Here is a 19,273-nt window from a genome sequence, read left to right as displayed (position 1 = left end):
TGGCTGCTTAAAGATTTTTAACAATCTTCAAGAGCTATAGGCATTTGTATTTACTTGGGTTTATGAGCATCTGTTGGCTGACAGCATTGCCAAAAAGTTGGAAAATATCATGAATTTTGAGCAAAAAAGACGCGCCTTAATTACTGGTGCTAGTAGCGGAATTGGCAAAGCAACAGCTTTGGCATTTGCCAAGGCTGGGATAGATGTAGCATTGGTCAGCCGTTCTCAGGATAAACTAGAGTCCGTAGCTAAAGCTGCACAGGAGTTAGGAGTAGAAGCCAAAGCCTTTTGTGTAGACTTAGCTGAAGTTACCCAGGTTAAATCCAAAATTCAAGGAATAGCTGACGAATTTGGCAACATAAATATTCTCATCAATAACGCTGGGATTGGATATACGGGCAACCTGAGTGAAACACCTTTAGAAGACTGGCAACAGGTAATTAATTTAAATCTCACCAGTGTCTTTCAGTGCATGATGGGAATTTTGCCAGGAATGCGCCAACAAGGCCAAGGCACAATTATTAATATTGCCTCTATAGCTGGCAAACAAGCTTTTCCGGGTTGGGGCGCTTACTGCGTCAGCAAAGCAGGACTTCTTTTCCTATCCCAAACCCTCGCACAAGAAGAACGTGCTAATGGCATTCGCGTCATTGCCATTTGTCCTGGTTCTGTGAATACGGAAATTTGGGATACACCTACAGTCCAAGCCAACTTTGACCGTTCCCAAATGTTAACTCCAGAAATTGTGGCAACAACAATTCTGCACACTGTCTTATTACCACAAGAAGCAGTAATTCAAGAATTGACGATTATGTCCAATGCTGGTGTTCTCTAATTGGTGATTTTATCATTTATCTCTTTAATTACCACTGACAACTGTACGGGCGAAGCATTTGCAGAACTATTTTTGGCAATGACCGATAATTTATCTTCCAAATGCTTCGCCCCTACTAACAACTGACAACTGTACGGGCGAAGCATTTGCAGAACTATTTTTGGCAATGACCGATAATTTATCTTCCAAATGCTTCGCCCCTACTAACAACTGACAACTGTACGGGCGAAGCATTTGGGGAACTATTTTTGGCAATGACTGATAATTTATCTTCCAAATGCTTCGCCCCTACTAACAACTGACAACTGTACGGGCGAAGCATTTGGGGAACTTTTTTTGGCAATGACTGATAATTTATCTTCCAAATGCTTCGCCCCTACTAACAACTGACAACTGTACGGGCGAAGCATTTGCAGAACTATTTTTGGCAATGACCGATAATTTATCTTCCAAATGCTTCGCCCCTACTGACAACTGACAACGAACAACTGACAAATTACTAAAATTCAATCATGACTATCGCTGGTTCAAACGGTTCTAACACTTCCCAATCACCTCTCATTCCTGATTTAGCAGAAGCTATCAATGTCCGACCAGACCGCAATACCCATAATGGCAAAGAACCACAAATACATCCACCATCTGAGGAAATCATGGATGAAATGATGGCAGCGGTGCGAACAATGATTGTGGGAGTAGGAGAAGATCCTGAACGGGAAGGACTTCTGAAAACACCCAAGCGCGTAGCTAAGGCGATGAAGTTTCTTACCAGTGGCTATAATCAATCTTTAGAAGACCTCATCAATGGTGCTATTTTTGATGAAGGACATGATGAAATGGTGTTAGTTAGAGATATTAACTTCTTTAGCTTATGCGAACATCATATGTTGCCATTTATGGGTAGAGCGCACGTGGCTTATATTCCCAATCAAAAAGTGGTGGGATTAAGTAAACTAGCACGGATTGTGGAAATGTATTCTCGCCGGTTACAAGTCCAAGAAAGACTAACTCGACAAATTGCTGAGGCACTGCAAACCGTTCTCGAACCTAAAGGTGTTGCTGTCGTCATGGAAGCCAGTCATATGTGCATGGTAATGCGTGGAGTGCAAAAACCTGGTTCTTGGACAGTTACCAGTTCAATGGTAGGAGTATTCCAGGAAGAACAGAAAACCCGTGAAGAATTCTTCAGCTTGATTCGTCACCAACCGTCATTCTTTTAATGAGGGAACAGGGAACAGGGAACGGGGAGCAGGGAACAGGGAACAGATTTTTTCAACTGACAACTGACAACTGTACGGGCGAAGCATTTGGAGAACTATTTTTGGCAATGACCGATAATTTATCTTCCAAATGCTTCGCCCCTACTGACAACTGACCAATTACCTATTCCCCAGATTTTGAAATAATAGAGCTACTTTGTCTAAATCTTTGTTACCTGGTGAGTGTTCGACACCACTGGATAAATCAATACCATGGGGGTTAATTTGACTTAAAGCAGTCAAAATATTATCTGGTGTGAGTCCTCCGGCTAAGAACCAAGGGAGAGAGGGGCTAAATTCCTGATTTAACATTAGCCAATCTAGGGTTTGTCCTGTTCCTCCTAGGTGTTGGGGATGGTAGGCATCAAGTAGTAGGGTATCTACATAATCCATATAATGCGTGGTGGTTTGTAGATGCTCTAAACTGCGGACTCGTATAGCTTTAATAATTTCTACTTGGGATAAAGATTGACGTAATTGATGGCAAAATTCTGGTGTTTCGTCTCCATGTAGCTGGACACCAGTTAAACCAGACTTTTTAACTATTTGACTAATTTCGGAAATAGTGGTGTTAGCAAAAACGCCGATCTTATCAATATTTGGGGTAATTGGAGCGATAGCTGCCTGAATTTGAGCTATACTAACGTAGCGAGGGGAACTGGGAACACAGATAAATCCTAGCGCTGTTGCACCAAGGGAAGTTATAGCTAGAGACTGCTCTGGTTGAGTAATACCGCAAATTTTAACCCGAATTTTCATCTGAAAAGTTACAAATAATCACAAAAGTATCTTAATTCAAGTTAAAAACTTTTGCTTTGTCCTTAGTAATTTTATAATTCGGTAGGATTATATTCATTTTTTCAATCAGGAGAACACACTTTCATGTTATCAGTTTTATTAGCCGCAGCATCCGTTCCTGTTACACCAGTGTGGAGTCCTACAGTCGGTATCATTATCAGCGCCAGCAGCGCAGTTGTACTTTTATTCACTTTTGCACTCAAATCTGCTAAAGTCGGACCAAGGATGCCTGTATTACCTGTGAGTGTACCAGGATTCATTGGGGCAATGGCTTTTGGTCATGTGATTGGTATTGGTATTGTGTTAGGACTAACTAATATTGGTCGCTTGTAAGTTCGATTTCATCCTCTCTTGCTATAGAGAGTAAAAATTCAGCGGTAGGTAAAAATCAAATTACTTACCGCTAATGTCCTAACCACTTTGCTGGTTGACATAATTAAGTTTAAATCAAAATTGAATAGTAAATATTTTCCAGTTAAATTTTTATTGATCCTATTGGTAGCAATTAGCATTTTTTTTAGATTTACTGATCTGTCTCATAATTAAGGACTAGCTGAAAAAGAACCGCAGCAAACACCTTTGTATTTTATTATATTAAGATTTTGGACGCAAATATTTGGTAATTCTATGGCAGTAATTAGAAGTTGTTCAGCTTTTTTTAGCTTAGAAAATATTGACTCGTCTGTTTTATTTAAGATTGAATAATTATTTGACAATTTTTGGTTTTTGAGGAATTAAATTGTCAGAATAATTGACCGCAGATAAACGCAGATAAACGCAGATAAAGACGGATGAATTAATGGATTTTATGATTCTGTGCAAATATAGATCCGAAAACCAATAAAATCGTTAGGATATTAATGGGGTTCAGGATTTTGTTGAAGGTATTGAAAAACTAGATAAATTGATGTTATGCAAACTAATTGGCAAATAGGTTCTTTATTTGGTATTCCTTTATTTTTAGACCCCTTATGGTTTGTAATTTTGGGGTTAACTACTCTGAATTTTGGATTTGCTTACCAACAATGGGGGACTGTCGCGGGTTGGAGTGCTGGTTTGATTATGGCACTGTTGTTATTTGCTTCGGTGCTACTGCATGAGTTGGGACATAGCTTGGTGGCACAATCCCAAGGAATTAAGGTGAATTCTATTACTTTGTTTTTGTTTGGGGGAGTTGCGGCCATCGAGGAGGAATCAAAAACTCCTGGTAAAGCTTTTCAAGTAGCGATCGCTGGTCCGGCGGTAAGTGTTATCCTATTTTTCTTATTGCGTCTGGGTGCGAGTGTTATTCCTGATAGTAATCCTTTGCATGAAATGATGGGAGATTTATCAAGAATTAACTTAGTTGTGGCTTTATTTAATTTAATTCCTGGTTTACCTTTGGACGGGGGACAGGTGTTAAAAGCGGCTTTGTGGAAAATTACAGGCGATCGCTTTAAAGCTGTACACTGGGCAGCAAAAGCCGGACAAATTTTAGGTTATAGTGCGATCGCTTTGGGATTTGCGATTGATTTCTTCACTAGAGAATTTATCACGGGTTTATGGATTGTTTTGATCGGTTGGTTTGCGGTTCGGAATGCTAACAGTTATGACCGGGTAACTACATTACAAGAAACTTTACTAAAGTTAGTAGTATCTGATGGTATGACTCGTAATTTTCGGGTAGTTGATGCTAATCAAACATTGCGAGAATTCGCTGATTCTTATCTTTTAGAAACTACTACACCAGAAGTTTATTTTGCGGCTGCTGATGGTCGTTATCGCGGTTTAGTTAATATTAATGATTTGCGAACTACCCAAAGAAGTGAATGGGAAACCCAAATTTTACAAACTATTGTTCATCCCCTAAATACAATTCCTACTGTTGTTGAATCTACTTCTTTAGCAGAGGTAATTAAGAAATTAGAAACTGAACAATTACCTCAGATTACTGTTCTTTCTCCTGCGGATGCTGTTGCTGGTGTCATTGATAGAGGGGATATTGTCCAAGCATTAGCACAAAGGTTAAATTTGCCAATTACTGCTGCGGAAATTAAACGCATCAAGGAAGAAGGGAGTTTTCCTCCAGGTTTACAATTAGGGGTAATAGCGAAGTCTGTAGAAAAATGAAATTGTCAGAATCAGGATGTCCAGGATTTGAGGATGTTCAGGATGAATGATTTTTGATGGTTAGAAAATTTTGGAAATTGTCAGAATCAGGATATCCAGGATTTGAGGATGTTCAGGATGAATAAATAGAACATCTTGTTAATCTTTAAATCCTCTAAATCCTGATGATAAAAATTAATGCTATAATCAACAAATACCTACTTGGTATCATATTATGATGATTACTCAAGAATTAGAACGTAAAGAAAACATCTCTCAAGATATAATTTTTCCTCCCAGTGATTTATATAGTAATGAACCTCCCGTGGAAACAGAACTACATCTGAGACAAATAATTCTCCTTTTCAAATGTTTAGAATGGTTGTGGAAAGATAGATATGATTTCTATGCTGCGGGAAATCTCACCATTTACTATAGTCCTAATCAGAGAAAATCAGAATATTTCCGAGGTCCTGATTTCTTTGTTGTACTGGGAACAGAACGGAAAACTCGGAAAAGTTGGGTAGTTTGGGAAGAAGACGGTAAATATCCCAATGTAATTTTAGAAATTCTCTCACCAACTACAGTTAATACAGATAAAGAATATAAAAAAGAACTTTATCAAAATACTTTCCGCACACCGGATTATTTTTGGTTTGATCCTTATACACTAGAATTTGCAGGTTTTCATTTATTAGATGGAGAGTACCAACCTCTAGAAGCAAATGAAAAAGGACATTTATGGAGTCGTCAGCTAGGTTTATATTTGGGAATTTATGAGGGTTTATTACGGTATTTTACACCAGAAGGAAAGCTAGTTTTTACCCCTGAAGAAACCGCAGAACGTTTAGCAGCAAAGTTGCGAGAACTAAATATTGACCCAGAAACAATTTAAAATGTAGGTTGGGTTAAGTTGCATCGCAACCCAACCAAAGTTTTGATAATGTAACAATGTTGGGTTTCCTTGCGTCAACCCAACCTACGTAAATTAATGAAAATGACTTTAATTAATGCTATATCAATAGCTAACTATTAGTAAGTTATGCCCTGCTGCCTCTTTGGAATAATCCCCACAAATAAATGGCAATAATTGCCCCAAGAACTGCCACTATTACTCCAGGAATACTTAAAGATGCCGATGTTAGTTGTAAAGTCCCTGTGCGGAGAAGAGTAAATAAAGTACCACCGATAAAAGCACCAACAATACCTAAGATCATGGTGGATATCATCCCCCCACCTTGATAACCAGGATAGATTGATTTGGCAATTACACCAGCTAATAGTCCCAAAATTATCCAAGTAATAATATTCATTGATTGCCTCAAAAAATTGACTTAGGTTATGTCAAATTTATCAAAGCTTAATATTATTTATTTCTACCTAATGACATAAACTGTATAAATCAAAAGGTATGTAGTTTTGTTCTTTTCATAAATCATCACTACATACCAATGCTAATTAAATAGAACGCGAGAATTTTGTCTCTCTAGTTCTTGTATGAGTATCGAAAACAACTGCAATATTTCTAACTAGCAATCTACCAATATCAGTAATATGGATTTCGTCTGCTAATACATTTACTAATCCATCCGCTTGTAGTGGTGCTAATTCTTTGAGTTCATAGGCAAAATATTTATCAAAATTGATATGATATTTCTGCTCAATCTCTGACTTATTTAACTGAAAGTGAGACATTATTGACATAATTACATCCCGTCTAATAATGTCATCTTGAGTGAGTTTAATGCCTTTACTGGTAGGAATTACACCTGCGGCAACTGCTTTGTAATAATCCTTTAATTCCTTGTGGTTTTGAGCATAGGCATCTTCTAACATACTAATAGATGTGGCACCGAAACCAAACAATTCCGTTTCCGCGTGGGTAGTATAACCTTGGAAATTACGTTTTAGTGTACCATGACGTTGAGCGATCGCTAATTCATTGTTATTTTTAGCAAAATGATCCATCCCAATAAACAGATACTCATTATTAGTTAATTCCTCAATCGTCATTTTGAGAATATCTAACTTTTCTTCTGCTCCCGGTAATGCGGCTTGGGGAATCATTTTTTGTACAGGTTTAATCCAAGGAACATAGGCAAAATTAAACACGACAATTCTATCAGCATCCAATGCCATTGTCTTGTGTAATGTTTCTCGAAAAGTGTCAAGAGTTTGATAAGGTAAACCGTAAATTAAGTCTACATTGACACTATCAAATTTAGCCTCCTTAATCCAACTCATCACATCAAAAAGTAGTGCTTCTGGTTGAATCCGATTCACCGCTTTTTGTACTTCTGGGTTAAAATCTTGAATCCCAAAACTAATGCGATTAAAGCCAATATCTCGCAAAAATAAGATATAGTCTCTAGTCACATAGCGGGGATTAATTTCAATGGATACTTCTGCATCTGAAGCAATTTGGAAATTACGGGTAATATTTTTCCATAGAAATTCTACTTGATCAAGTTCTAAATAATTCGGTGTACCTCCACCCCAATGAATCTGTAGGACTTTTCTATCTTTGTCAATTAAAGCTGAGGTATTTTTGATTTCCTGTTCCAAATGTTCTAGATATGGAATAGCCATTTTCTTGTTATTGGTAATCACGGTATTGCAACCGCAGAAATAACAAGCGCTTTGGCAAAAAGGAATATGGAAATATAGGGATAGAGGTGTTTGTCTTTGATTGGAAGCGGTAATTGCAGATTGGAAATCTCTTGCAGTGAAATTTTCACTTAATTCCGTTGCTGGGGGATAACTCGTATATCGAGGAGCGCGAGTATCATACTTTTGAATTAGATCAAAATCAAACTTAACACCAGGTAATAGAAAAACCATTACAGCCTCCAATAAATGTGGGTATATGTCCTTGTAGGGGCGAAGCATTCGACCGATAAACTATCGCTAAAACCATTAATTTTCAATCCGAATGCTTCGCCCTTACTAGTTGGGAATAATCACAATTAATTTTCCCAATTTAATGTTGTAATTGAGGATTTAGCTATTAGCAAATAGAATATTTTTATCCTATTCCGTTTGTGGTTAGTATTATTTTTAACGAACCACAGAGGCACAGAGAACACAGAGGAAGAGAATAAATAGATGTTTGCATCTTGTTTAGGATTTTTATATAATTCATCATTGTCAAAATTAATTGGGTGATGAATTATATTTTTGTAAATGATGCAGAGACTCAAGTTAATTCGTTGTAAGTAGCTCTACCCAGAGCTTGGATTAAAATACTTTCCAACTCTTTAAGTATCTGCATATTTAGCTTGAAAGCATGGTTAGCTTCTGCCACAATTTTGTCAGTGGTTTTATCGTCAATAGATAGTTTATCTAATGCTTGACGATACTTTCCTTTGAAAGCCTGCTTGTCTGGAATTTGCTGAAAGTTGTAAAAGGATGTTCCTTCATGTCCAGACAGTTTTAAGGCTGATTGAGCAATTTTTTGTAGCATTTGCCCACCAGAAAGATCACCCAAATAACGAGTATAGGAATGAGCTAACAATAGTGCAGGTTCATGAGTAGAAATTTGTTGGATACGCGCAATATAAGCTTGAGCAGCGGGTGAAGGGGTGATGCGTTTTTGCCATTGATTCCCATAGTAAAATAACATATCTTGTTCTAGGGAAGATTGGCGATTTAGTTCGGGAAAATAAATCAAATTAATGACAGGATGCTGTTTATGTTTCTCAATTGCTGTTTCTAGTTCACTGTAAACAAAATAGAAATTCCTCAACAACTGAATAAAACAATCTCTATCTACAACTCCTTTGACAAAACATTTCATGAAACCCAGATTTTCTGAATCTGTATGTGCTTGTTGAGTTCCTACACGCAGTTTCATTGCCAAATCATTACTCATTCTTAGTTCCTTCTTCTTGACGTGTCAGGGTTTGCAAATTTCAACGACTTGTTTATCAGTTCACCGTCGTTATGATCACAGAAAAATTGCTATTCTATGGGAATAGGGTTTTGAGAATAATTTCTCCAGCACAAATTACTACCGATGCAGATTTCGGCTAGTTTTACTGCTCCTGAAATCATTTAACTATTATTCTTTGTATAACTATAAGAGTATTCATATTTATTTATGGTTTCATAAATACATTTGTTTAGTAAATAGGTATTTAAACTATGGGAGAATTAAAGATAATTCAGTATTTTTGTAAGAATTAGTTTCAATAATTTAACTGATGACTAATAACAAATATTTATGCTTATATAATTTTAAGGCAGACAATGGTAAAGGGACTACTTATGGTTAAATCGTTCGATAAACCCCCACTTGATTTATCGAAATCAGGTGTAAAAGCACCAGTTCAAGAAACATTATTAACACCCCGTTTTTATACCACTGATTTTGACACAGTGGCAAAAATGGATATTTCTGGGTATGAAACGGAATTAAGGTCTGTAATTGACGAACTCAAGGCTGATTATAACCGTCATCACTTTGTGCGCGATGATGAATTTAAGCAAGGTTGGGATCACATTGTTGGTGAAAAACGACTTGCTTTCATTGACTTTTTAGAACGTTCTTGTACTTCAGAATTTTCCGGGTTTTTACTGTTTAAAGAATTATCTCGTCGTCTTAAAGACAGTAACGCTTTACTATCAGAAGCATTTGCTTATTTAGCGCGAGATGAAGCCCGTCATGCGGGATTTCTGAATAAGTCAATGGCAGATTTTAACCTTTCTCTTGACTTGAGTTATCTCACTAAAAATCGTACCTATACATTTTTCCCAATTGAGTGGGTTATTTACACAGTTTACCTATCAGAAAAAATAGGTTATTGGCGTTATATTTTAGTATTTCGTCACATGGAAAAAAATCCGGAATACCAGTTTTATCCCCTATTTCGGAAGTTTGAAAGCTGGTGTCAAGATGAGAATAGACACGGTGATTTTTTCAAAGCTTTGTTACGTTCTCAACCCCAATTATGGAATAATTGGAAATCTCGCTTATGGGTGCGGTTTTTCTTGATAACTGTGTTTGCTACCCACACTATGACAGTATTTGAAAGAGGTAATTTCTATGAAATATTAGGGATTCATCCTCGTCAATACAATACTCAAGTAGTTGAAGAAACTAACAAAACCGCAGCTAAAGCATTTCCAATTATTTTAAATACCAATCATCCCTATTTTTTCTGGTATTTAGAACAATGTGCTGTCTATAATCAGAAAATAATTGATCTCAATCAAATCAATGATTGGAAAATTGCGAAATTTATCCAAAAAATTCCCTTAACTCTAATGATTTTTTGGTATATGTTCAAGCTATTTCTGATTAAACCCATAGACACAGAAGCAACTCGTAAACAAGTTTGTTAATTAATCAATCAGATCCCCGACTTCTCTCAGAAGTCGGGGATCTAATCCTTATTTTTGACTCTTTAATGGAAATGGCGTATATTTTCCCCCCAATGCTTCAACAATAGCGCGGGTATTTGCTGCCATCATTTTTATATAAGTATCACCATTACTACCCTTTGCCCCAATAGAATCAGAAAAAAGTGGAGTTGGTGCTAATTTTACTCCGGCTTCTTCGGCTACTGTTTTAATTAAAGCTGGGTTAATTGTCGTTTCGGCAAAAATAGCGGGAACACCTATTTTTTTAACTGATTCAACTAACTTTTTTACAGTTTGGGCGCTTGGTTGTTCCTCCGTACTAATGCCAATTAAAGTTCCAGCGATCGCTATTTTATAAGCATTTCCGTAATATTGAAAAGCATCATGGGTAGTGATGAGTTTCCTTTTATCTGCGGGAATAGTTTGAATTTCTTGAATGATCCAAAGATGTAATTGTTGTAATTCATCAGTTAGCCTTTCGGCATTTTGAGTAAATTTTTCTTGATCTTCTGGTGACAATTCAATTAAACTATCTCGAATTGCTTTCACCATAGAGATAACATTTTCTGCACTGCCCCAAACATGAGGATCTGGGATAATTTGCCCTTTACCTTTATCTAATTTCAAAGATTTAACAACTTCTCCCACAGCTATTTTTTTCGCTTTCCCTCCAGTCGCATTCATTAACTTAATAAGTCCCGGTTCTAAATTGTAACCGTTATACAAAATCAAGTTAGCTTTTTCCAAAACTCGACTATCTGCGGGTACAGGTTCGTAAACATGAGGGTCCGCACCTGGTTTGAGAATTCCCGTAATTTGTACTTCTTCTTTGCCAATTTCTTCAGCTAAATCAGCAATAATGGTACTTGTTGCTACAACCTGTGGCTGAGTATTTCCCTGGGGTTGGGAGTTGGGAGTACAACCCATTAAAGCCAAAGATAGGAAAATTCCTAGACAAAGGGGATTAAGTAAAGAGAACCTAACCCCCAACCCCTTCCCTCGCAGGGAAGGGGAGTAAGAATAAAAGCCTCTCTCCTCACAGGGGAGAGGTTTGGAGAGGGGTTTCAGTAATAAGTCATACATTGTATTAAACATTAGTTTCATTTATCTCAGTGATTACTTCTAATTATATATATTTTCATATTTCTCTCATTTTTATAGTAAACTCAAAAAATAAGTATTTTAACTAGGGTTATGCAAAACGTTTCTTTTTACCGAAAATTTAGCCTATCTCCCAAAAATCAAGTAGATATACCTACACAAGTTATTAAATCCATTGACATGAATTCCTCAACAGCAATTAACATCACTAACATAGGCGTATATTACCGCACACAAGAAGCATTGAGAGACGTTAATTGCACAATTAAGCCGGGAAGAATCACAGGCATTTTTGGACCCAATGGGGCGGGTAAAAGTACATTAATGAAAGCCATTTTGGGATTAGTTCCCATGAGTAGTGGTCAAGTTTTATACAAAAATCAGCCTTTAATGCAGCAACTAGAGAAAGTTGCATACATACCACAACGTAGCCAAATTGACTGGAATTATCCCGCAACCGTGTGGGATGTAGTGATGATGGGGCGTGTCAAAAAAACAGGATGGTTACGGAGTTTTTCCACAATTAGCCGCCAAATCGCCAAACAAGCATTAGAACGAGTGGGAATAGAAGAATTAAAAAATCGTCCCATTGGTGAACTTTCAGGAGGACAACAACAACGGGTATTTTTAGCCAGGGCGTTAACTCAAGAAGCAGAAATTTTCTGTTTTGATGAACCATTTGTAGGGATAGATCAAAAAACCCAAACTATCATATTTGAAGTCTTTCAAGAACTAGCAAAAAACAATAAAATCGTCCTAGTAGTTAATCATGATTTAGGTGAATCAATCACCCATTTTGATGATTTAATCTTACTAAATTGCGAATTGATCGCCACAGGTTCACGCCAACAAGTCTTAACAGAAGAAAACTTATATCGTGCTTATAGTGGCAAAGTTATGTACTTTTCCGACGCAGCATAATAACGGCTAATACCAAATTAAAATGAAGGTGCATAGAATAAAAAATCAAGAATAATTGAACGCAGATAAACGCAGATAAACGCGGATGAATTAATTGATTTTATAATTCAATACAGTTCAGTTAAGAATTTGTTCCTCTCTTGTCTCTGTGTCCTCTGTGCCTCTGTGGTTCGTTTTAAAAAAGATTTTTAGGCTTAACTGAATCGTCGTGTTTTATAATTCTGTGCAGCATCACATAAAATTGGTATTTTCTTCCTCTCTTCCTTCGCTTACTATCTCTAACGAGACGCTTCGCTATCGCTCCTTCGTGGTTCATTTTCATCTATGCTTCAAGCACTAATAGAACCGTTGCAATATGGCTTCATGCAGCGTTCCTTAATCATCGCCATATTAGTAGGCTTATTGTGTGCCATTGTCGGTAGTTATTTAATGGTACAACGCCTCGCATTACTGGGAGATGCTATTAGCCATTCAGTCTTACCAGGACTGGCTATAGCCTTCATGATTGGTGCTAATATCTTTGTCGGAGCATTTATTGCTGGTGTTTTAAGTACAATGGCCATAGCGGTAATTAAAACCCGATCTCCCATTAAAGAAGATGCTGCTATGGGCATAGTTTTTTCTGCTTTTTTTGCTCTGGGAGTTACTTTAATTACAGTCATTCAAAAGGATAATAAAATTGATTTGAATCACTTTCTTTTTGGTAATATTTTAGGGGTGACTGTTGATGAAGTCAGAGATACAGCTATTATTGCAGCTATTGTTTTAATGGTAGTTTTCTTATTATATAAAGAACTGTTATTTTACACATTTGATCCTTTGGGCGCACAAGCTGCTGGTTTACCAGTCAATCGCTTAAACTTTGGTTTAATGTTGTTAATTGCTTTAACTATTGTTGCCAGCATGAAAGCTGTGGGAGTAATTTTAGTATTATCACTTTTAATTACCCCAGGCGCAACTGCTTATTTATTGGTGAAACGTTTACATGAAGTAATGATTTTAGGGGCGGTAATTGGGGTAATTTCTAGTATTAGTGGAATGTATCTCAGTTACTTTTATAATTTACCTTCTGGTCCGGCGATTGTGTTAGTTGTTTCGGGTTTGTTTACGTTGGCTTTGTTGTTTAGTCCTCGACATGGGATTTTGATCCCTAGTGGGAATAGGAGATAAAATTATTAAATCGGTAATTTGATTACTAAACTGGAAAAGTGTTCACAAGTACCGCTATTATAATTCTTGAGGTGTCAGATTAAGGTGCAGCAACCCAGGTGAAAGAAAATGAATGAGATTCAAGGACAACTCCCGATTTTAGCTGGAAACAAAGGAAGATACCAACTTCTCAGGCCTTTAGGAGGAGGGAGTTTTGGGGACACTTTTTTAGCTATTGATTTAGATACGCTTACTCAGCGACACTGTGTGATCAAGCGATTACGAATTGATAATCATTATTCTTCTGAAATAGTTGCAGGGATTAAAAAAGCCTTTGAAAGAGAGGCTCAGGTTCTAGAAGATTTAGGGGATAGAAGCGGTAACATTCCTTGCTTGTATGATTATTTTTCCTTAACTGTAACTGACCCTCAATTAAATACTCCACAAGAGTTTAATTATTTAGTTCAACAATATATCAAAGGTGAAGATCTAAGTAAAGAACTGGAACAACAAGGACGTTTTTCAGAAGCAAAAGTTTTGACTCTATTAAATAATATTTTACCTGGTTTGGACTTTATCCATAATCACAATGTTATTCACCGGGATATTAAACCTAGTAATATTGTGCGCTCCAATGCAGAAGATGACAAATTCTATTTAATTGACTTTGGAGCAGTTAAACAAGTAATTAAAGGTGACATTTCCACCACAGAAAAATCTATAGTATTTGGAACTATTTCCTATGCTCCCCCAGAACAAATCAAAAAGGAAAAAGTTGATTATTCCAGTGATTTATATGCTTTAGCTGCTTCTTGTGTGCAATTATTAACAGGTGAATTTCCAGACGATTCCCGTGACGTTAATAATCTTTGGAATTGGCAAAAATATCCCCATATTAGTGAACATTTGGGTAAGATACTAAGGCGTATGCTCCAAGAAGATCCTTATTATAGATTCCAGTCAGCACGGGAAGTAATGGAAGCTCTGAATAAACCTGATGATAAACCACCGGGATTGAGTCCGCGTACAAATAATGGTGATAAGACAATAATTATCCCTACTTCCCAACCTCAATTTATTAAAGTTTTATTGATAACAGCAATTATTTTGACCGCTGCTGGGGTTTTCATAACTTTGTATCGCTATCAAATTCAAAAATCCCAAGAAAGTATTAAAACCATTCCTGGTAAACTATTTACAGATAAACAATTTGGAATTGAGATCAAATATCCTCAAGATTGGAAGGCTGAAAAACAAGAATATAGTCCGTTAACCGGGGGAACTATTGCCAAAATATTCCCTAATACTTCTAGTCTGAATCTCGAAGTAGGGCTATTTATCCGTATTGAAGATATACAAAAATCTCAGACTTTATCAGAGTATAATCAGGTTGCTATCGAACAAATTAAAAAATCCGTTAGAAACGTCCAAATTCTCGAACAACAATCGAAAAAACTAGATGATCGAGAGGGATATCAAATAGTGTATACAGGTCAAGATCAAATTCATAACTTCAGGTTTAAGTCCATGGAAGTTTGGACTATTAGTGATTCAAAAGTTTATATTCTGACTTACCGAGCAGAAGAAAAACTCTATGATCCCTTTCTCAAGGATGTAGAACAAACCATGATGAGGTCTTTTCATATAGAGCCTATTGGTCTTTGACACTCTCAGCCCTAAAGGGACTGAGATTCTGCGGACAGAGTAAACTTAGGTAACGCCCAAAGTCTAATTCTCGCTACGGTAGTCAAACACCGTCTACCCAGTAAGCCCAAGTCTAAGCTTAGATTGCTGGCTACTTTTCGCAGAATATTAGCTGCGCCGTTCAAATCTGCATTGATCATTGAACCATTACCCGACTTGTACAAACCACGCTCAATCCGTCTTCCAGATGCTTTCCACCCGTCTGGTTTTGGGCTTCGCCCCGCTTCGCTAACACCAAACTTAGGTAGGGAGTCTCCATCTAGAAAACTAGCTTTGGATGTATACGCCTCTTCGGTTTCTTGAAATCTAATACCGTGCAAATCGCATAATTGTTTTAACCTATCCTTGAGTTTACCTAACGGCATTTGGACAAACTTTTGATTATTAATTCTCCCCATGTTAGCGTTAGATTTAAAGCCTTCATTCCAACCAATAACCAATGTACCAATGCCGTATTTTAAGCAATGGTCAATAATTAGTTTTGCAGCTTTATTAATGCCGTCACGCATTTGATGGTTACGTTTACGAGTTACTTTGTCTAACCAATTATCCCAATAAGCTTCTGATTTCCCTTCTTTTCGTGTTGATACTTTCTTATTCCAAAGTTGATTCATTGACTTCATTGCACGGGCATCAATCAATAGGGAATTACCCAATGTATCAACACAAGCCGCTAGATTATCAGCCGTTCCCAGGTCAATAGACAGAGCTTGATTGATGTCTAAGACGTGGTGTTGTTTCTCAACCTCATAAGATATTTCTAAATAAAAAGCACCGTTTTTAGGTAGGATAGTAAACTCTTTAACCTTTGCAATGTCTATATTTGACGGCATTGGTAGGAAAAATTCAGAAATTCCAAACCATCTTTTTACAGTTAGTCCTAACGAAAATCTAAGTTGTCCATTAATTAGAGTTGGTTTTTGTCCACCGCTATTAGGATAGGCAACTTTGAAAAGTTTAGAACCTGTTAGATAGCCGGGAGCTTTCGGTTTAAAATGTAATTGTCCGTTAAGGAACAAAGAGCGTAATCCTTTGAAAGATTTAAAAGCCTCAATTACAGACAATAAAGTTTGTTGTGCTGGGGTAGATGGCACTGATTGAGCAACCATAGTTTTAGAAACTGAAGGTTCGTAGGCTAAATCAAATTTACCCGTTAAAAGTTTTCCGGTTTTAAAAAATGTTTGTCGAGCGAAATAAACACCACTGTTATAGAGTTTCCCCGACTGCTGACAAAGATATTCTAATACTGCCTTAGTTTCATCATCAGGAGATAACAAAACTTGTTGCACTCCCATTGACTTTTTATTTTTTACCACCAATTTTTGATGTAATGAAAGTTGACTTCTCAATAATAATTGATTAAACTAGGATTGTCAATAGATATAGAGAAAACAACACAAAAATATGTTAACGCAAGAAGACTACAAAACCCATAACTACATTAAATTCTTGGTTAACTACCACTTTGTCTGGATACCCAAGCGCCGGAAAAAAGTTTTAACAGGGGATATAGCAACAAGGATAAGACAGATTTTTGCTGAACTAGCTATAGAAAAAGGTTGGGATATTTTAGCCTTAGAAGTAGCCCCAGACCATATCCATTTATTTATTAGCGTTAAGCCTACAGATACCCCACATTTAGTTATCAAGGCATTTAAAGGGCGTTCTAGTTTCTACTTGAGAAAAGAATTTCCCCAATTAAAAAAACTACCGTCTCTTTGGACAAGTAGCTATTTTGTAAGCACTGCGGGAAATGTTAGTAGTGAATCGGTGAGGAAATATATTGAAGATCCGCATCACGGATAATACAGAAAATACCACAGCGGTTAAAACCGCTCGCGCCGCTTCCCTCCCTGGTCTAAAGACGCGCTCGTTTCCCACTTACCGTGAGGTCTTATGAGAGGGTGTTTAAAAAGGGGCTAGAAGTATGGCTAACGCCACGCTTCGCTATCAGGAGTACGGCTAAGGCCACGTTTCGCTATCAGCAAGCCTATTTATACATTAAAAACTTTTCAAATATCCTCTGAGATCCAGCAGGGTAATATACCTTCTCAATTGACATTTAGACACTAGTTATATTAACATAGAATTGATTCAAATAATCAGCTTTTTGTAACCCTCTTAATAACCTGATTTCTTATGGCTTTAGTTATGAAAAATAACCTATCAGCACCCTTAACTGGTCTGGCTTTAGCCTTGAGTGTTACTTTAGCTAGTAATCAGCCCAGCCAAGCTCAAAGCCGCCAATTTACCTGTGGTTTAAGTGATAACTATCCAGTAACCGTGGTTCGTCACCCAACCAGAGGTAGTGTAGCCTTAATTGTGTGGACAAACACAAGTCAGATTAGTGGTACATGGACACCTCAAAAACGTTGTCAAGAGGTATCAGATCGTTTCCAGAAACTGCAAAATAAAGGTGAACTGAAAATCCTGAAAACGGGAACAGTTAACGGTCAATATGTTATCTGTGGTTTAGGAACTAATCAGAGAGCTTGTGATAAGAAAAATGTTTTACTGACCATGACAAAGGATCGTGACCCTAAGCAAGTCCTTGAACAACTATTGAATACCCGTGTTGCCGCAAGTGGGGAAGCTGTTTACCTCAGTGGCGACCAAGAAGGACACATTAAACCAACAATCAACCGTGATGGCACTGCCAGCGTTGACATTGATCAGGTGATCAACGGTAAAAGTGAGCCGATCTGGTAAATTTGAGATGATGGGGGGAAAATCATGAGTTGGCGGATAGGAATGGTCGCTGTTTTTGCACTAGCTGGTTCTCTTTTGCCTTTGGCTCCAGTGTCGTCAGTTCCAAAACCCCCTTTTTCAATGGTTAATTTGTGGTCTGGACAGGAACAAATTCAACTTGAACAAGAAGCCCGTTTAATTACAGTTAAGATTCTGAGTAGCCCTAGAGAAAAGCGCGATCGCTCATTAGGTTCTGGTGTACTATTTTATCAAGATAAATTAACCTCAACCTATGGAGTAATTACCAATAATCACGTTTTACAAGCCGGTGAAGCTCCCTATTCTATTCAAACTCCCGACGGAAAAATTTACCGTGCTAACTCTGTGGCACGGAAAAAACAACTGAGGGGAAATGGTTTAGATTTAGCCTTATTAGAATTTGTGGCTGACTCAGAATACATGATTGCTACCAAATCAAATCAACAAGCTGCCATTGGAGCTTGGGTAATGTCCGCAGGTTTTCCCCTCAAAAATAGCCAAAGCAAATCCGGGAGGTTTGTGATTAAACCCGGTAAAATTCAACTGGTGCTAGATAAAGCCCTAGAGGGAGGATACCAAATTGGCTTTACCAATGATGTAGAAAAAGGGATGAGTGGAGGACCCCTATTAAATGGCGCGGGGGAATTAGTGGGAATTAATGGACTTCATGCTAACCCAATTTGGGGTGATCCTTATGTTTTTGAAGATGGTTCTTACCCAACGGACGCACAGCGAGAACAAATAAGTCAATATAGTTGGGGTATTCCCTTAGAAACAGTCAAGCAATTATTATTTGCTAAAGGCAATTCCTGATGCTTGTAATTTTGCGTGAGACAAAAAATAGAATATATCAACAAGTTTAAATATGCTGTAAGTCTTTTTCCTAAAAAAAGCCCAAGCAGATTTTATCTAAAAAAATTGTACAAAAAATAGTTGAGAATTTCAAGCCCTGAAATTAACTTTTTTCGTCAGCTTATTGATAAAATTCTCAAGATTATTGAGAATATAGGGTACTTGTGCTTTTTTGCTGAAAAATGATTTGAATAACTTATTAGATATATTCAGATGATAAGAATCATTGATAATGATGCGTTACGCTGTCGCTAACACACTCTACCTAAATGAATCTCATTTTACCCATAATCCTTGATCATGGTGCATTACTATTGAGCGAACCCCAATAGACATAGACCTCTGGTGAAAATGAATGTAGAGACGTTCTATAGAACGTCTCTACAAGGGTTTCAAACCACGCACATTTAATTACCGGAGATGTCTAATCAAATCCCCAGTCGGTTTTAACCGACTTGAGCTTTCAGACAGGGAATTT

Annotated in this window: 21 protein-coding genes; 12 read left to right on the top strand and 9 right to left on the bottom strand. The window is 37.2% G+C overall.

What is annotated here, in order from left to right; translation table 11 throughout:
- Positions 1–109: 109 nt before the first annotated feature.
- On the top strand, positions 110–835 hold the full coding sequence (locus FJR09_RS08855; protein WP_015079152.1) for an SDR family oxidoreductase: 726 nt from the start codon (positions 110–112) through the stop codon (positions 833–835).
- Here FJR09_RS08855 and FJR09_RS25125 read toward each other — a convergent pair.
- Genes FJR09_RS25125 through FJR09_RS25115 form a run of 3 tightly spaced genes read right to left on the bottom strand, consistent with a single transcriptional unit; the run spans position 832 to position 1,245 of the window.
- Positions 832–981: a hypothetical protein gene (locus tag FJR09_RS25125; protein ID WP_235081964.1), complete on the bottom strand. Its 150-nt coding sequence runs from the start codon at positions 979–981 to the stop codon at positions 832–834. The genes FJR09_RS08855 and FJR09_RS25125 overlap by 4 nt on opposite strands.
- The gene (locus FJR09_RS25120; protein WP_168204385.1) at positions 926–1,069 is read right to left on the bottom strand and encodes a hypothetical protein; all 144 of its coding nucleotides are present in this window, start codon (positions 1,067–1,069) and stop codon (positions 926–928) included. Before FJR09_RS25120 ends, FJR09_RS25125 begins: the two co-directional genes overlap by 56 nt.
- Positions 1,070–1,101: 32 nt before the next feature.
- Complete coding sequence (locus tag FJR09_RS25115) at positions 1,102–1,245, bottom strand: hypothetical protein (protein ID WP_254433069.1); 144 nt, start codon at positions 1,243–1,245, stop codon at positions 1,102–1,104.
- 102 nt (positions 1,246–1,347) lie between these two features.
- On the opposite strand from FJR09_RS25115, the gene folE reads away from it, so the two are divergent.
- Complete coding sequence (gene folE, locus FJR09_RS08845) at positions 1,348–2,055, top strand: GTP cyclohydrolase I FolE (RefSeq protein WP_015079151.1); 708 nt, start codon at positions 1,348–1,350, stop codon at positions 2,053–2,055.
- Between the two features lie 159 nt (positions 2,056–2,214).
- Here folE and FJR09_RS08840 read toward each other — a convergent pair whose 3' ends face one another.
- On the bottom strand, positions 2,215–2,847 hold the full coding sequence (locus FJR09_RS08840; RefSeq protein ID WP_041458277.1) for a phosphoribosylanthranilate isomerase: 633 nt from the start codon (positions 2,845–2,847) through the stop codon (positions 2,215–2,217).
- Positions 2,848–2,976: 129 nt separating this feature from the next.
- Here FJR09_RS08840 and psaK point away from each other — a divergent pair, with 129 nt between their 5' ends.
- From psaK to FJR09_RS08825, 3 genes are all read left to right on the top strand, one after another.
- On the top strand, positions 2,977–3,225 hold the full coding sequence (gene psaK / locus FJR09_RS08835; RefSeq protein ID WP_015079149.1) for a photosystem I reaction center subunit PsaK: 249 nt from the start codon (positions 2,977–2,979) through the stop codon (positions 3,223–3,225).
- 579 nt (positions 3,226–3,804) lie between these two features.
- Entirely contained in the window at positions 3,805–5,001 is a 1,197-nt protein-coding gene (locus FJR09_RS08830; RefSeq protein ID WP_168652518.1) for a site-2 protease family protein, read from the top strand.
- Positions 5,002–5,215: 214 nt separating this feature from the next.
- On the top strand, positions 5,216–5,875 hold the full coding sequence (locus FJR09_RS08825) for a Uma2 family endonuclease (RefSeq protein ID WP_168654066.1): 660 nt from the start codon (positions 5,216–5,218) through the stop codon (positions 5,873–5,875).
- A gap of 145 nt (positions 5,876–6,020) precedes the next feature.
- Here the strand turns inward: FJR09_RS08825 and FJR09_RS08820 are convergent, their stop codons facing one another.
- The 3 genes from FJR09_RS08820 to FJR09_RS08810 form a co-directional block, all read right to left on the bottom strand.
- Positions 6,021–6,293, bottom strand: a complete 273-nt coding sequence (locus FJR09_RS08820; protein WP_148762930.1) for a GlsB/YeaQ/YmgE family stress response membrane protein — start codon at positions 6,291–6,293, stop codon at positions 6,021–6,023.
- 145 nt (positions 6,294–6,438) lie between these two features.
- Positions 6,439–7,821 carry an oxygen-independent coproporphyrinogen III oxidase gene (gene hemN, locus FJR09_RS08815; protein WP_168652516.1) on the bottom strand — a complete coding sequence of 461 codons (1,383 nt, stop codon included), beginning with the start codon at positions 7,819–7,821 and terminating at the stop codon, positions 6,439–6,441.
- A gap of 355 nt (positions 7,822–8,176) precedes the next feature.
- Positions 8,177–8,851 (bottom strand): heme oxygenase (biliverdin-producing), encoded by a 675-nt coding sequence (locus tag FJR09_RS08810; RefSeq protein WP_015079144.1) that lies wholly within the window; start codon positions 8,849–8,851, stop codon positions 8,177–8,179.
- A 395-nt stretch (positions 8,852–9,246) separates the two neighbouring features.
- Between FJR09_RS08810 and acsF the strand changes: the two genes are divergently transcribed.
- Entirely contained in the window at positions 9,247–10,323 is a 1,077-nt protein-coding gene (gene acsF, locus FJR09_RS08805; protein ID WP_168652515.1) for a magnesium-protoporphyrin IX monomethyl ester (oxidative) cyclase, read from the top strand.
- Between the two features lie 48 nt (positions 10,324–10,371).
- Here the strand turns inward: acsF and FJR09_RS08800 are convergent, their stop codons facing one another.
- Positions 10,372–11,268: a metal ABC transporter substrate-binding protein gene (locus tag FJR09_RS08800; RefSeq protein WP_235082016.1), complete on the bottom strand. Its 897-nt coding sequence runs from the start codon at positions 11,266–11,268 to the stop codon at positions 10,372–10,374.
- A 267-nt stretch (positions 11,269–11,535) separates the two neighbouring features.
- Here FJR09_RS08800 and FJR09_RS08795 point away from each other — a divergent pair, with 267 nt between their 5' ends.
- The 3 genes from FJR09_RS08795 (at position 11,536) to FJR09_RS08785 (ending at position 15,177) form a co-directional block, all read left to right on the top strand.
- Complete coding sequence (locus FJR09_RS08795) at positions 11,536–12,363, top strand: metal ABC transporter ATP-binding protein (RefSeq protein WP_168651511.1); 828 nt, start codon at positions 11,536–11,538, stop codon at positions 12,361–12,363.
- Between the two features lie 324 nt (positions 12,364–12,687).
- The gene (locus FJR09_RS08790) at positions 12,688–13,533 is read left to right on the top strand and encodes a metal ABC transporter permease (protein ID WP_015079140.1); all 846 of its coding nucleotides are present in this window, start codon (positions 12,688–12,690) and stop codon (positions 13,531–13,533) included.
- 108 nt (positions 13,534–13,641) lie between these two features.
- Positions 13,642–15,177: a serine/threonine-protein kinase gene (locus FJR09_RS08785; protein WP_168652514.1), complete on the top strand. Its 1,536-nt coding sequence runs from the start codon at positions 13,642–13,644 to the stop codon at positions 15,175–15,177.
- An 11-nt stretch (positions 15,178–15,188) separates the two neighbouring features.
- On the opposite strand, the gene FJR09_RS08780 is transcribed toward FJR09_RS08785, so the two are convergent.
- Positions 15,189–16,511 (bottom strand): RNA-guided endonuclease TnpB family protein, encoded by a 1,323-nt coding sequence (locus tag FJR09_RS08780; RefSeq protein ID WP_015079138.1) that lies wholly within the window; start codon positions 16,509–16,511, stop codon positions 15,189–15,191.
- Positions 16,512–16,620: 109 nt separating this feature from the next.
- Here FJR09_RS08780 and tnpA point away from each other — a divergent pair, with 109 nt between their 5' ends.
- The 3 genes from tnpA to FJR09_RS08765 all read left to right on the top strand — a co-directional run bounded on the left by tnpA (position 16,621) and on the right by FJR09_RS08765 (position 18,756).
- On the top strand, positions 16,621–17,022 hold the full coding sequence (gene tnpA / locus FJR09_RS08775; RefSeq protein ID WP_015079137.1) for an IS200/IS605-like element ISAsp6 family transposase: 402 nt from the start codon (positions 16,621–16,623) through the stop codon (positions 17,020–17,022).
- Between the two features lie 333 nt (positions 17,023–17,355).
- Positions 17,356–17,925, top strand: coding sequence for a COP23 domain-containing protein (locus FJR09_RS08770; RefSeq protein ID WP_235081960.1), 570 nt, complete (start codon positions 17,356–17,358; stop codon positions 17,923–17,925).
- A gap of 24 nt (positions 17,926–17,949) precedes the next feature.
- Positions 17,950–18,756, top strand: coding sequence for a serine protease (locus FJR09_RS08765; RefSeq protein ID WP_168652513.1), 807 nt, complete (start codon positions 17,950–17,952; stop codon positions 18,754–18,756).
- Positions 18,757–19,273: the final 517 nt, after the last annotated feature.

Source organism: Dolichospermum sp. UHCC 0406, from assembly GCF_009712025.1.
Classification (GTDB): Bacteria; Cyanobacteriota; Cyanobacteriia; order Cyanobacteriales; family Nostocaceae; genus Dolichospermum; species Dolichospermum lemmermannii.
This window is presented reverse-complemented; position numbering and strand designations above follow the sequence as displayed.

Bases quoted from the DNA above. Each gene is read 5' to 3' on its own strand.
- FJR09_RS08855 (WP_015079152.1), top strand. From the start codon at position 110: ATGAATTTTGAGCAAAAAAGACGCGCCTTAATTACTGGTGCTAGTAGC.
- FJR09_RS25125 (WP_235081964.1), bottom strand. From the start codon at position 981: ATGCTTCGCCCGTACAGTTGTCAGTTGTTAGTAGGGGCGAAGCATTTG.
- FJR09_RS25120 (WP_168204385.1), bottom strand. From the start codon at position 1,069: ATGCTTCGCCCGTACAGTTGTCAGTTGTTAGTAGGGGCGAAGCATTTG.
- FJR09_RS25115 (WP_254433069.1), bottom strand. From the start codon at position 1,245: ATGCTTCGCCCGTACAGTTGTCAGTTGTTAGTAGGGGCGAAGCATTTG.
- folE (WP_015079151.1), top strand. From the start codon at position 1,348: ATGACTATCGCTGGTTCAAACGGTTCTAACACTTCCCAATCACCTCTC.
- psaK (WP_015079149.1), top strand. From the start codon at position 2,977: ATGTTATCAGTTTTATTAGCCGCAGCATCCGTTCCTGTTACACCAGTG.
- FJR09_RS08830 (WP_168652518.1), top strand. From the start codon at position 3,805: ATGCAAACTAATTGGCAAATAGGTTCTTTATTTGGTATTCCTTTATTT.
- FJR09_RS08825 (WP_168654066.1), top strand. From the start codon at position 5,216: ATGATGATTACTCAAGAATTAGAACGTAAAGAAAACATCTCTCAAGAT.
- FJR09_RS08820 (WP_148762930.1), bottom strand. From the start codon at position 6,293: ATGAATATTATTACTTGGATAATTTTGGGACTATTAGCTGGTGTAATT.
- hemN (WP_168652516.1), bottom strand. From the start codon at position 7,821: ATGGTTTTTCTATTACCTGGTGTTAAGTTTGATTTTGATCTAATTCAA.
- FJR09_RS08810 (WP_015079144.1), bottom strand. From the start codon at position 8,851: ATGAGTAATGATTTGGCAATGAAACTGCGTGTAGGAACTCAACAAGCA.
- acsF (WP_168652515.1), top strand. From the start codon at position 9,247: ATGGTTAAATCGTTCGATAAACCCCCACTTGATTTATCGAAATCAGGT.
- FJR09_RS08800 (WP_235082016.1), bottom strand. From the start codon at position 11,268: ATGGGTTGTACTCCCAACTCCCAACCCCAGGGAAATACTCAGCCACAG.
- FJR09_RS08795 (WP_168651511.1), top strand. From the start codon at position 11,536: ATGCAAAACGTTTCTTTTTACCGAAAATTTAGCCTATCTCCCAAAAAT.
- FJR09_RS08790 (WP_015079140.1), top strand. From the start codon at position 12,688: ATGCTTCAAGCACTAATAGAACCGTTGCAATATGGCTTCATGCAGCGT.
- FJR09_RS08785 (WP_168652514.1), top strand. From the start codon at position 13,642: ATGAATGAGATTCAAGGACAACTCCCGATTTTAGCTGGAAACAAAGGA.
- FJR09_RS08780 (WP_015079138.1), bottom strand. From the start codon at position 16,511: ATGGGAGTGCAACAAGTTTTGTTATCTCCTGATGATGAAACTAAGGCA.
- tnpA (WP_015079137.1), top strand. From the start codon at position 16,621: ATGTTAACGCAAGAAGACTACAAAACCCATAACTACATTAAATTCTTG.
- FJR09_RS08770 (WP_235081960.1), top strand. From the start codon at position 17,356: ATGGCTTTAGTTATGAAAAATAACCTATCAGCACCCTTAACTGGTCTG.
- FJR09_RS08765 (WP_168652513.1), top strand. From the start codon at position 17,950: ATGAGTTGGCGGATAGGAATGGTCGCTGTTTTTGCACTAGCTGGTTCT.